The organism is Clostridium sp. AN503, assembly GCF_040719375.1.
GTDB lineage: Bacteria > Bacillota > Clostridia > Lachnospirales > Lachnospiraceae > Brotaphodocola.
This window is the reverse complement of the sequence record NZ_JBFDTP010000002.1, coordinates 470,954-483,629: the sequence shown is the minus strand read 5'-3', so window position 1 is coordinate 483,629 and position 12,676 is coordinate 470,954. Positions and strand designations below refer to the sequence as shown.

The 12,676-nt window shown below is 49.3% G+C and carries 10 protein-coding genes and 1 tRNA gene; 4 read left to right on the top strand and 7 right to left on the bottom strand.

Annotated elements, in window-relative coordinates:
• From AB1I67_RS09505 to AB1I67_RS09495, 3 genes are read right to left on the bottom strand one after another with little or no spacing between them, the layout of a single operon-like run.
• Complete coding sequence (locus AB1I67_RS09505; protein WP_367029629.1) at window positions 1–876, bottom strand: branched-chain amino acid ABC transporter permease; 876 nt, start codon at window positions 874–876, stop codon at window positions 1–3.
• 57 nt (window positions 877–933) lie between these two features.
• Window positions 934–2,124 carry an ABC transporter substrate-binding protein gene (locus AB1I67_RS09500; RefSeq protein ID WP_367029628.1) on the bottom strand — a complete coding sequence of 397 codons (1,191 nt, stop codon included), beginning with the start codon at window positions 2,122–2,124 and terminating at the stop codon, window positions 934–936.
• Between the two features lie 40 nt (window positions 2,125–2,164).
• On the bottom strand, window positions 2,165–3,430 hold the full coding sequence (locus tag AB1I67_RS09495; RefSeq protein ID WP_367029627.1) for an L-serine ammonia-lyase, iron-sulfur-dependent, subunit alpha: 1,266 nt from the start codon (window positions 3,428–3,430) through the stop codon (window positions 2,165–2,167).
• A gap of 658 nt (window positions 3,431–4,088) precedes the next feature.
• Between AB1I67_RS09495 and AB1I67_RS09490 the strand changes: the two genes are divergently transcribed.
• Together AB1I67_RS09490 and AB1I67_RS09485 are read left to right on the top strand one after the other, a co-directional pair.
• On the top strand, window positions 4,089–5,012 hold the full coding sequence (locus AB1I67_RS09490; RefSeq protein WP_367029626.1) for a flotillin family protein: 924 nt from the start codon (window positions 4,089–4,091) through the stop codon (window positions 5,010–5,012).
• The gene (locus AB1I67_RS09485) at window positions 4,918–5,628 is read left to right on the top strand and encodes a flotillin domain-containing protein (protein WP_367029625.1); all 711 of its coding nucleotides are present in this window, start codon (window positions 4,918–4,920) and stop codon (window positions 5,626–5,628) included. Before AB1I67_RS09490 ends, AB1I67_RS09485 begins: the two co-directional genes overlap by 95 nt.
• Window positions 5,629–5,772: 144 nt before the next feature.
• On the opposite strand, the gene AB1I67_RS09480 is transcribed toward AB1I67_RS09485, so the two are convergent.
• The 3 genes from AB1I67_RS09480 to AB1I67_RS09470 form a co-directional block, all read right to left on the bottom strand.
• Entirely contained in the window at window positions 5,773–6,522 is a 750-nt protein-coding gene (locus AB1I67_RS09480; protein WP_367029624.1) for a CAP domain-containing protein, read from the bottom strand.
• Window positions 6,523–6,630: 108 nt separating this feature from the next.
• The gene (locus AB1I67_RS09475) at window positions 6,631–7,011 is read right to left on the bottom strand and encodes a VOC family protein (RefSeq protein ID WP_367032594.1); all 381 of its coding nucleotides are present in this window, start codon (window positions 7,009–7,011) and stop codon (window positions 6,631–6,633) included.
• Window positions 7,012–7,116: 105 nt separating this feature from the next.
• On the bottom strand, window positions 7,117–8,208 hold the full coding sequence (locus AB1I67_RS09470) for an MBL fold metallo-hydrolase (protein ID WP_367029623.1): 1,092 nt from the start codon (window positions 8,206–8,208) through the stop codon (window positions 7,117–7,119).
• A 490-nt stretch (window positions 8,209–8,698) separates the two neighbouring features.
• On the opposite strand from AB1I67_RS09470, the gene AB1I67_RS09465 reads away from it, so the two are divergent.
• Together AB1I67_RS09465 and msrB are read left to right on the top strand one after the other, a co-directional pair.
• On the top strand, window positions 8,699–9,862 hold the full coding sequence (locus AB1I67_RS09465; protein WP_367029622.1) for a hypothetical protein: 1,164 nt from the start codon (window positions 8,699–8,701) through the stop codon (window positions 9,860–9,862).
• Between the two features lie 1,395 nt (window positions 9,863–11,257).
• Window positions 11,258–12,190 (top strand): peptide-methionine (R)-S-oxide reductase MsrB, encoded by a 933-nt coding sequence (gene msrB, locus AB1I67_RS09460; protein WP_367029621.1) that lies wholly within the window; start codon window positions 11,258–11,260, stop codon window positions 12,188–12,190.
• A gap of 282 nt (window positions 12,191–12,472) precedes the next feature.
• Here the strand turns inward: msrB and AB1I67_RS09455 are convergent.
• A tRNA-Gly gene (locus AB1I67_RS09455) sits at window positions 12,473–12,545 on the bottom strand.
• Between the last annotated feature and the right edge of the window lie 131 nt (window positions 12,546–12,676).

The window sequence follows — 12,676 nt, the reverse complement described above, 5'->3', positions numbered from 1 at the left end:
CTATACCTTTGTAATCCCTTTCTTTCCGAATAGCCCGTTTGGTCTTACAATCAAAACAAGAATCAGGATGATAAAAGCCATCGAGTCCCGATAGGTTGACCCCAGCATGGTGGCCGCCATCGACTCGGAGATCCCCACGATAAGTCCCCCGACGATCGCCCCCGGCAGGCTTCCGATTCCGCCCAGAACTGCCGCCGCAAAGGCTTTAAGTCCCGCCATAAATCCCATATTGGGATATACGATCTGATAGTAGCTGCCCACAAGGGAACCGGCGATCGCCGCCGAGACGCCGCTCAGGAAAAACGTGATGGAAATAACAAGGTTCACATTGATTCCCATTAAATTTGCAGCTTTGGGATTTTGCTCTGATGCCCTCATTGCAAGCCCCGTCTTCGTGCAGAATACAATCCCGACCAGGACCAGCATCAATACCAGAGAAACCACGCACATTCCAATCTGTGTAGAGGAGATCACGATATTCCCGATCTGCACATTTCCAAAATGAAACAGGGAGGGGAACGCACGCTTCTCACTTCCGAATATTGCAATAAGAAGATTGGTCACAATATTGGAGATTCCGATCGTTGTGATCAGAGAGGCAATCGGAATGGATTTCTTTTTTCTGAGAGGTTCCAGAGCCATCTTGTCTATCACGACTCCCAGCACGCCTGTCAGCAGGATACTCAGCAGCAGACTCGGTATGATGCCAAATTTAATGCTGATAAATACAAGCGCCATCTGTGCACCAAACGCGTAAACAGCGCCGTGTGAAAAATTGACCAGCCTCAGGATTCCAAACACGAGGGAATACCCTACTGCAATGAGCGCATAGCTCATTCCCAATGCAAGGCCATTAAATATCTGTTGAGCAATCATGTAGTCACCTTTCCGCAGAGCAGAGGGGGAAGTTCCCCCGCCGCCCTGTCTGTTATACTAGTTCATTTTTACGAATTTACCGTCCTTGATGGTAACTTTCGTAAACTCTTTATCCACATCTCCCTGTGAATCGAACTTGGTATCTCCTGTAACACCTTTGTATTCAATCTCATACAGCTTGTCCTTGATCGCCGTAGAATCCGTGGAGCCCGCTTCCTTGATCGCAGTCAGGAGCATTCCAACAGAATCATATGCCTGAGAAGTCAGAGCCGACGGTGAACTTCCGTATACCTCGGTAAACTTATCAACATAAGCCTTTACATCCGGATCATCTGACTCAGAGAAAAAGATAACCGGGAAGCAGACATCCTCTACCGCCTCGCCGCCAAGCTCAATCAGCTGCTGGCTGTATGCATTTGAAAAACCTACGATGGCAATATCCGGGTTAATATTTTTATACTGTTTTGCTACCGGAGCCACCAGATTGTACATTCCGCAGCAGATCACAACGTCCGCGCCCGCTTCATTCAGCTTTGTGATAGCCGGAGTGTAGTCATCCGAGCCTTCCATCACTTCCTCATGGGCAACCACCTTCACATCCGGGTCGTCCAGGCCCTCAATCAGGTCCTTGATGATAACCGAAGTATTGGTTCCCCAGTCCGTCATGATTGAAATGATCCCGATGTTTTTCTTTCCCAGATCGTTGACCGCAATGTCCACAGAAGCTGCTCCTTCTTTGGAGATAATTGTATTGTTCCGGAAAATATACTCGCCGATCTGGGAGTAGTCCGGATGGGAAGATGAGGGAGAAATCTCAACAATCTTGTTTTCCTCGTAAATCGGAGCCGCCGTCATACAGACACCCGATGCAAAATGTCCGATCACACCGCTGATATCACCGTCCGATACGATCTTCTGCGCGATGGTTGTGGCCTCCTCCGAGGTATTCTTGTCATCATACTGTACGATCTCGATCTGTCTTCCCAGCACTCCGCCTTTTTCATTCCACTGAGATGCCATCAGCTCTGCCGCATTGTAGAACCCGATCCCGTATTCGGAGTTGTCTCCGGTCATGGGTCCGGCAACTGCGATCTTCACGGCCCCCTCTTTCGAGCCTGACTCTTTCTCTGCCGTCTGTTCTGTTTTTGTTCCGGTCTCCGCAGCCTGTCCGCCGCCTGATCCGCAGCCTGCCAAACATCCTGCCGCCATAACCGCCGCCAATACACAACTCATCATTCTTTTCTTCATCTTTCGTTTCCATCCTTTCCGTTTTTGTTCAGTAAACCCTTTAATCCTGTATCATGATTTCCAATATCACTTCATCCGTTTTCTTCATACCCTCCTTTGCAAGTGTTATTACTCCATCCACCGTTTTCTGAAGGTTGTCTTTTACAATTCCCTCTCCCGGTAAAAATGCATGTCCATTCATGGACAGATAGCTGGACATAACCGCCGCGTCCACACTGGTCGCTATCTTTGCCGCACAGGATGCGCTGGCGCCGTCACAGACAATCCCCGATGTGTCCGCAAGCGTATTTAAAACTGTCTTCTCGATCTGCTGCCGGCTGCCACCCATCAGATATGTGATCCCGGCGCCTGCTCCGGCTGCCGCCGTCACCACTCCGCAGTAGGCAGACAGCCTTCCGATCTGGTACTTCAGATAGATGGCAATGAGATTGCTCATCACCAGCGCCCGGCAGAGCTGTTCTTCGCTGCATTTTAAACTGGCGGCATATTCGATCACCGGCAGCGATACCGTCATCCCCTGGTTGCCGCTGCCTGAATTGATCACCACAGGAAGCTCGCAGCCATTCATCCTCGCATCCGATCCGGCAGCCGTCACCGCCTTCGCCCTCACCCAGACATCCGTTCCATATACTTCCAAAAGCGTCTTTCCCACCTCTGCGCCGTAATGTCCGGAAAGCCCCGCCTGTGCAATGCTGGTATTACATAATATCTGTTCCCGCATCAGGTCTTCAACCTGTCCAATGGGAACTTCCGTTGCAAATGTAAAAATGGAATCCATATTTAAACAGGAATAATCCACCCCGCCTGCATCCTCTTTGGGTTTTTCTGACCAGAGAACCTGTCTGTTTTTTTCAATCCGGATAACTCCAAGATGGGTCCTCATCAATTCTACTTCCACCCTGTCATCTCCTTGCTTCGCCACCAGGATGATGTGGAGTTTTTCCTCTGTATCCAGAAGCTGCACCCTGCACATTTTCTTTTCCAGAAGCCGGGTCATCTGGCAAACATTCTCGTCGGTCACTCCGGTCAAAACCTCCAGCCCTTTCCGGGCATCCCCGCCAACCGCCCCCGCTATAGCGGCAGCTTCGATTCCTTTCAATCCACGGGTCATGGGAACCACAACCGCTTTCGCATTCTTTATTATGTTGCCGCTGCAGCTTACCGTCATCTCCTCCGGTACCGAACCCAGGCAATCCCGCGCCACCGCTCCCGCATAGGCAATCGCGATCGGCTCTGTACATCCAAGCGCTTTCACAAGTTCAGCCTCCAGAATTTTTATAAACTGCGTTTCTGTCGTATTCTGCATATTCCTCCTGTCCGCTAAATTACTGCTAAGATTCTTAAATTTCTCATGAACATAGTATACCATCAAATATGGTGCTACGCAATTTGTTTTTGTGCAATATGTCCTATTTTATTCATTTTTAGTCGTATTTATTATATATTTTGTACATTATTAACATTATTTTATCTATTTTAGATATTTTTTACAGGACAACGTCTCATTTTGATACACTCTCTATTTTTCCATCACAAAATCTTGTTTTCACATTTTATTCAAAAAAGAGCCGCCCTCCGGCAGATCTTTGATCCGCCTTCGTGACGACTGCTGTTCGTTGTACTTTCTTTTTACGTATCCTTCTTACCGGACAGACAACTGGGCACAGTAATCGATTCCATTGACATCCTCATAATGCCCAAAACACACTGCATTTTGAGATAGTTTCTGCGTACAGGATATCTGCATCGACTTTCTCCAAAGTTTTCTTTTACCGTATTTTTTCAATATATCAGATTACAATCTGGTCCACAGCAAAAAGCGTACTATCGGAAATTTAACAATTCTTTCCGTTCTCTTACGCTTCTCTTAAAGCTGTTTACTTTTTAACAAAAGAGATTGCAAAGTAATACAATTCGTTGTAAAATATATTATATTCAGAATATTTATCACGAAAGGAGTCATTATGCTTGACTTTTTATTTCCTACCATTGGCATAGCTGCTGTTGTATTATTTATCATCCTGATCTTCGCCTGCGGGTATGTAAAAGCCCCGCCGGATCAGGCTTATATCATTTCCGGCCTGAAGAAGGACTCCAAGATCCTTATCGGACGCGCCGGGATCCGGGTGCCGTTCTTCGAGCGTATGGACCGCCTGTATCTGGGGCAGATGACGGTGGATATCAAGACAGAACAATCCGTGCCCACCAATGACTTTATCAACGTCAATGTGGACGCTGTCGCAAAGGTCAGGATCTCCCCGACTCCGGAAGGGATCAAGCTGGCGGCAAAGAACTTCTTAAACAAGAAAGCCATCGACATCACTATGGATCTTCAGGATTCCCTGCAGGGTAACATGCGTGAGATCATCGGTACCCTCTCCTTAAAAGAGATCAATACCGACCGGGATTCCTTCTCCGACCAGGTGATGTCCAAAGCCTCCAAGGACATGGATAAACTGGGAATCGAGATCCTGTCCTGCAACATCCAGAACGTGACCGATGAGAACGGCCTGATCAAGGACTTAGGTGCGGACAATACCTCCCGGATCAAAAAGGACGCCGCCATCGCCAAGGCCCAGGCGGACCGGGATATCGCCATCGCACAGGCGGAGGCAGACAAATCCTCCAACGATGCCCGCGTCATTTCAGAGACGGAGATCGCCCTAAGGAACAATGAGCTTGCCATCAAGAAGTCAGAAGCTGCAGAAAACTGCCGATACCAAGCGGGCAGAAGCAGACGCCGCTTACGAGATCCAGAAGCAGGAACAGCAGAAGACCATCCAGATCACGACCGTGAACGCCCAGATCGCCAAGGCGGAGCGCGAGGCCGAACTGCGCAAGCAGGAAGTTGCCATCCAGCAGCAGGCCCTGGAAGCAGAGATCAATAAGAAGGCTGATGCTGAGCGTTACAAGGTTGAGCAGGAAGCCGCCGCTACCCTGGCCAAACGCCAGAGAGAAGCAGAGGCAAAGAAATATGAACAGGAGAAAGAGGCAGAGGCCATGAGAGCGAAAGCTGAAGCTGAGGCAGCTGCCATGAAAGCCAGAGCGGAGGCCAGCCGCTATGCTGCAGAGCAGGAGGCAGCCGGTATCCAGGCAAAAGGTGAAGCTGAGGCAGCCGCCATCCAGGCGAAAGCCCTTGCAGAAGCGGAAGGTATGGAGAAGAAAGCGGATGCTTACGCCAAGTACAACAATGCTGCCATCATGGAAATGCTGGTTGACATCATGCCGCAGATGGCTGCCGAGATCGCAAAACCGCTGTCCACCATTGATAAGGTGAACATCTACGGCGGAGGAAGCGGCGCGGACGGCTCCGGCATCAGCCAGATCTCCGGCAACACCGCAACGGTCATGCACCAGGTCTTTGACACCATGTCCGAAGCTACCGGCATTGACTTCCGTGAGATCTTAAAAGCCCAGACCTATGACGCAAAAGTAAATCACAATCTCAACATCACCGGCCTTCCCGGCGGTAAACCCGAGTCGGCCGACAACGCCAGAACCTGATATTCCGAAACCTGATATTCCGGTACATAAAATGACCGGCTGCAGAATCAAAACCTGCAACCGGCCATTTTTTCTTAGCTTTTCACGCTGGTAAAGCACTTATCCGCATTTCCAGCCCAATTATCACACACTCTCAGTAGTTCATTACCGGATAAACAACTGTGTCCAGTAGTTTGTCCCATTGGAACTCTCATAATGACCGACACCAATTGCAGTAAAGTTAGGATTCAGAATGTTTGCACGATGTCCCGCGCTGTTCATCCACTGATCCATAACCGCCTGCGGAGATCTCTGCCCATAAGCGATGTTCTCGCCTGCGCTGCTGTAGGATACCCCTGCCTCTTTCAGCGCGGTGGAAAAGTCTTTTCCGTTCGGTCTCGTATGGGAGAAAGAGCGGGAGGTCTCCTCCGCACGCACCTTAGCCGCCTTCGCTGCTCCATTATGTACAGAGAGGGCTGCCACTCCTGCTTTGGCACGCTCTGCATTCACCAGGTCAACAATCTGGCTAAGCCATGCATCCTGGCTTGTACCGCCCTGATTACCGTCATCCGGAAGATTGGGCTGGTCCGGGGTTTCCGGTCCATCCGGGGTCGGGAACTCCGGGGTCGGCAGGCTGTTGTCCGGTACATTGCTGCCCGGAATATTGATCCCCGGGAAATTGCCGCCCTGAATGCTGCCTCCGGAAATGATAACGCCCGGAATATCGCAGTCTGCGTTCAGATTCCCCAGCAGCTCTTTGATATCAACATTCTGCTTTCCGCCGGTAATGATCTTATACTGACCATTTCCCGCACTCGTATATCCCAAAGTAGCCGCCATTGCCGTCATTGGCTGTGCCGCCAGCATGGCAAAAGCCGCCGCTGCTGTAAGTCCCTGTATCATAGTTTTCTTCATGGTATTGCCTCCTTTTGTTACGCAAATATTACATTTCTGTTACAAAAGTATAATATCATACAAATACAGGAAATTCTACAGGAAAGGACTGGAAATCCTATTCCGGCGTTACTCGTGCAGCTCTAATGGAAGCCCGTCCGGGTCCCCGAAAAAGGTCATTTTCCGACCGGTAAATTCATCGATCCGTATTGGCTCAACCTCAATCCCCAGCAGCTTTAGTTCCCTTACTGTGTCCTCTATACGGTCCACCCGAAACGCCAGGTGGCGCAGGCCGCAAGCCTCCGGATAACTGGGCCTGGCCGGGCTGTTTTTCATACCAAATATCTCAAGCTCGCAGTCTCCCAGCTTAAGATCCAATTTGTAATCATCCCGATCCGCCCGGTAATTTTCCCGAATGACCTCAAAGCCCAGTTTATTCACATAAAAATCCCTGGACCGCTCATAGTCAGACACGATGATCGCAATATGATGAATTTTATCAAGTTTAATTATAACGCACCGCCTTTCTTGTTCCTATTTTTAGGGCCGTTATTCAGCCCCATGCCCCAGCTCCATAATCCAGCCTCATACTCAGGCCATGCTCCAACTCCACAATCAGGCCTCATACCAGACAGATCCTCCGTCCCAGTGCTCCCCAATCTGTCCCTGCCGCTTCAAATAATCAATGTGCGCAAGGCATTCCCCCAGCGCAAACCAGCGCTGGGCAGGCGGAAAGTTGTCCCAGCCGTCAGCCCGGATCTTCCACTTCATCCGCCCGGTGATATCATAAAGCCGTGCCTTTCCCTTCTCCCGTCCCAGTTCCCGGATGATCTGTCTGCACTCGTCAAGCCTCCTCTGGTGATGTTCTGATATCGCCTTGATCCTGCCGTGAAAATCCCCTGCTGCCCTGTGTCCCGGCAGCGGGATCATTACATCATATTTGTCTATCTTTTTTAAGCTATCCAGATAATCGCCCAGGGAGTCCTCCACACCGGCCCAATCCGTAATATTCGGCGTAATATCGAACAGTACATGATCTCCCAGGATCATAGCTCCCGTCCCCTCAATTTCAAAGCACAGCTGACCAGGAGTATGTCCGGGCACAGAGATCGTATTGAGCTGATAATCTCCCACATGGATCCGATCCCCTTCCTTGAGCGGCGTATAATCTGAAAACATCGGATCCGCGGCCATGGTTCGGGAAGGCGTGGATCTGCTCATCTCTTCCAACATCGCATTTGATATGCCGTTCTGCCTGTAACGTTCCATACGCAGGCGGTGAAGTGTACCGAAACTATGGCTGTCCGTCACTTCCCACTGACCCGCGTGTGGCTTCCGCCCACTCCCTTCCAGCCGACTGCCTAACAGGCATTTTATATCGGTCTCTCCCATGTACACCCGGTTCCCGTCACAGATCAGATCGGCAGCATTTCCCGAATGATCCGCGTGGAGATGGGTCAGAAGGATATCCGTCTCCTCCATATGAATTCCGAGTTCTTTAAGCCCGTCCAATATGGTAGTCCTACATTCCTCTGTACGAAACCCGGTATCGATCAGAAGATTTTTGGCTCCGCCTCCCTTCCCGTTTCCCTTTATCACATAGCTGTTCAGCTCCTTAAGCGGATTGCCGGCCAGCGGCACCGGAATCCGATAGATTCCCGGTAGAACCTCAATAATCCGTCCCGCACATAATGTCCTGTTTATCATCTTATCTCCAATCCCGTCAACCATGTCTTGGCTTGCTGCCGTATACCTTTAACCTTACTGTTTTTCCGGAATCTTGTCAAGCTTCCCAAGAACAGCGTGTTACAAATCATGACTGCTCTAAACAGAGCATTGCATCCTTGATTTGCATCAATAATCGTACAAGGTAACATTGCTCTTGGACAGGGAATACAATAACCTATAACATCGTGAGGCGATTCAATGTTTTTGATATTGAATAAGATTAGTAGCATGGCAATACTATCAATTGCCATGTCAATCAGGAGGAATATGACAGTGAACGGATGCAGATATAATTCCATTAACAGAGGAAATAATTGTGGAGACGCATGTGACGCATGCTATGGTGACTACGGAAATGTTATAGGCTATGAAGGTCCGCCTGGTCCGATCGGGCCGCAAGGCCCCAGAGGAGAGCGGGGCATAGCCGGGCCTCAGGGACCGAAAGGAGATCCGGGATGCCCTGGTCCGATTGGCCCCAGAGGAATGGCTGGTCCCGCCGGGCCAAGAGGCCTTCAGGGAATTCGGGGCGATGCAGGTCCAAAAGGCGATCCTGGAGATCCAGGGACTCAGGGTGTCCGGGGAAATCCGGGACCAGTTGGACCTAAAGGGGACCGCGGCCCGATCGGCCCCAAAGGAGACATGGGGCTGCAGGGACCTGCCGGTCCAAAAGGCGATATGGGTGATATGGGCGAGCGGGGACCGATCGGTGAACAGGGACCCGCCGGCGAACAGGGGATTCAGGGTGTTACAGGGCCACAAGGAGCACAGGGAGAAAAAGGATGCCGGGGCGAGCCTGGACCGGAAGGCGCTATCGGACCAATGGGAGCAACCGGGGAACAAGGAGAAGCCGGACCTACCGGGCCTACCGGTGCTCAGGGAGAGATCGGACCTACCGGGCCTACCGGCGCTCAGGGAGATGTTGGTGCCTCCGGACCTACCGGGCCTACTGGCGCTCAGGGGGAAATCGGGCCTACCGGACCCACTGGCGCTCAGGGGGAAATTGGGCCTACCGGGCCTATCGGCGCTCAAGGAGAGATCGGACCTACTGGGCCTACTGGTGCTCAGGGAGAGATCGGACCTGCCGGGTCTACCGGCTCTCAGGGAGAGATCGGACCTGCCGGGTCTACCGGCTCTCAGGGGGAGATCGGACCTACCGGGTCTACTGGCTCTCAGGGGGAGATCGGGCCTACCGGACCCACTGGCGCTCAGGGAGAGAGCGGACCTACCGGGCCTACTGGCTCTCAGGGAGAGATCGGGCCTACCGGACCCACTGGCGCTCAGGGAGAGATCGGGCCTACCGGACCCACCGGCGCTCAGGGAGATGTTGGTGCTGTCGGACCTACTGGTGCTCAGGGAGAAATCGGGCCTACCGGACCCACTGGCGCTCAGGGGGAAATTGGGCCTACCGGGCCTATCGGCGCTCAAGGAGAGATCGGACCTACTGGGCCTACTGGCGCTCAGGGAGAGATCGGACCTGCCGGGTCTACCGGCTCTCAGGGAGAGATCGGACCTACTGGGCCTACTGGTGCTCAGGGAGAGATCGGACCTACTGGGCCTACTGGCGCTCAGGGAGAGATCGGGCCTACCGGACCTACTGGCGCACAAGGAGTTACCGGGCCTGCTCCGACTATAACTGAAACAGAAAACACGCCAACCAGCTATAAAATTAGCTTTAAAACACATGACCAGGAAATAGTCAGTCCCAATTTGAAAGGCAATATTGAGTACTATAATGCAAACCTCTCTACGTCAGGCAGCTCCGTGAATGTACCTGTCGGAAAACTTATTTTAGTAGCGCAGTATACATCTGCCGCATCGATACGGCTCTCTGTACGTGCAGCAGATACCTCCGCACCGGTCCTGGCAGATATAAGACGCACCAGTATTTATGATGGAGCATCCATCGAATCACAGACGTTTAACAATACCACCATTTCCACAGCAGTTGTGGTGGATGACACAGTCTACAGTAACTCTCAGGAAATGCATTGGATGCGTATCAGGCAGCGTGACCCAGCTACTAACCTATGGTCGATGTGCCAGATAAACACATTTGCTTCACAGGGCGGCGCAAGAACTTCTGTCTGCATTCAGTGGTTTTACACGAATGCAACATTTTAAATACTCTAATTATTCAGAGTGGCGAACTCATCCCACCCTGAATTTTAACCATATCTGAGGAGGTTGCGACATAGTTTTTTCGTAATTGACAAGAAATAACAACTGAATATCAAAAATGTCTTCAAGACAGGGTGCAATTCCCGAGCAGCGATAAAGTCCGTGGGCGCAAAAGTGCTGATTTAGTGAAACTCCAAAACCGACAGTATCGTCTGGATTAGAAGAAGGTGTATTAAAGCCGTCAAAAATTTATTTTGACTACGTATACTCTTTTTCTGTCAATTTGCCAATCCACGCTGTTGACATTTTCAATATACCTGAATAATTAATACCTGAATGGCATTTCGATGCTTTCAGGTGTTAATTTTTTTAGTAGGTATTACAATGTATAGTAAAACAAGACTTTGAAGTACAATCCGAAAGACATTCTTATAGCGATTGGAGAGTTCATTTTCGGCCCTCTCACCTCATTTTTGATTGCTTTGAATGTGGCTTTTGCAGAAATGTTTACAGTCAGTGAAAATGGTATTGACTTATGTCATTGAGAAATTCCATATAAATATCAGTGTTGAAGTGTTCAAACCACTACTTTATCATTACTGCTTATCAAAAATTCAACAACAGGGCATAGATTTTCTGCTTGACTTTGACACCGTGTCGTGGTTTATACTTAAAACACAGGAGGTGGAATATGGAAGAAATGACAGCTCTTTTCATCCAATAGAGGTATACTAAATCATTTTGTGGAAGGACTTGGCAAGGCCATGGAATCGCCGCTAAAAATGTTATCTCTAATGATGATAACATATTAACTGCGATTTAGCTGCTTGAATACTATAATTTATGTGGAATAAATACAGATTATCAATGCAATGCTATTAAAATAAAACCATTTAAGGAGGTAACACATATGAGCAATACAATAGTTCTTGCTGGTGGATGCTTCTGGGGCGTGGAAAAATATCTGTCCCTGATCCCCGGTGTTCTGGAAACAGAGACAGGCTACGCAAATGGTAAAACAAAAAATCCATCCTATGAACAGGTATGCCGCGACAATACCGGACATGCAGAGGCAGTTAAAGTTGTATACGATAATGACCTGATCACATTAAAACAATTGCTCGAAAGATTTTTTGAAGTCATCGACCCCACTTCACTCAACAGGCAGGGAAATGATAGAGGAGAACAATATCGTACAGGGATCTATTATACACAGTCGGAAGATTTAGAAGTGATACAGGAGGCTCTTGAAGAATTACAGGAACGGTATAATAAGAAGGTTGTGATAGAATCACTGCCGCTCCATAATTATTCCACTGCAGAGGAATATCATCAACGCTATCTGGACCATCATCCCGACGGATATTGCCATATCCCTACCATATCATTTGAGCGGGCTAGAAGACCCTTTTCTGAAAAAGCACACAATCCATTAAAGGATCAGTTAACCGATATACAGTTCAGGGTGACTCAGGAAAATGCTACCGAGCCGCCATTCCAGAATGAATATTATAAAGAATTCAGAGAAGGTATTTATGTGGATATCATATCTGGCGAGCCTTTGTTTGTATCTACGGACAAGTTTGAATCCGGCTGTGGGTGGCCAAGTTTTTCCAGACCTATAAACTCTGACTCTATCAAAGAAAAAACCGATACTAGTTATGGGATGCATCGGACTGAGGTAAGAGGCAGTAAAAGCAATGCTCACCTGGGACATGTGTTTGAGGATGGCCCTTCTGACAGAGGCGGACTCCGCTATTGTATTAACAGCGCTGCTCTGAGATTTATTCCAAAGAATCAGATGCCCGCAGAAGGATATGAGAACTATTTGCATCTGCTTTGACCCAAAAGTCAAATGCTCAAGCATTACCAACCCCCGCTCTTCCCCCTAAATAACTGGATAATAGCGTACTTCCGGCAGTTATAGTTATGTAAACAAATAGCGGGCTTTCAAAATAGGAAACCCGCACGACTTAAAAAATAAAGGGCATGAGGCAGGAGGTGAACTCTCCCAGCATTTCTTAAAATATGCAAAAGAAACACTGTCTTCAACTGTCTTCAATTTATAGAAAATACAAAAGGCTGAAACCCCTTGAAAATCAAGGAAATTCCAGCCATTAATAAGAGCGCGAGACGGGACTCGAACCCGCGACCCCGACCTTGGCAAGGTCGTACTCCACCAACTGAGCCACTCGCGCTTATATAAGGTAACACCATGCTCAATGTCGCGCATAGAACGCGCTCGTTTCGCAGGTGGGCTTTCACACTAAGTTCGGCATACCTCACTAAGTGTTCAATGCCAGGCAACACCATGCTCAATGCCTGCATA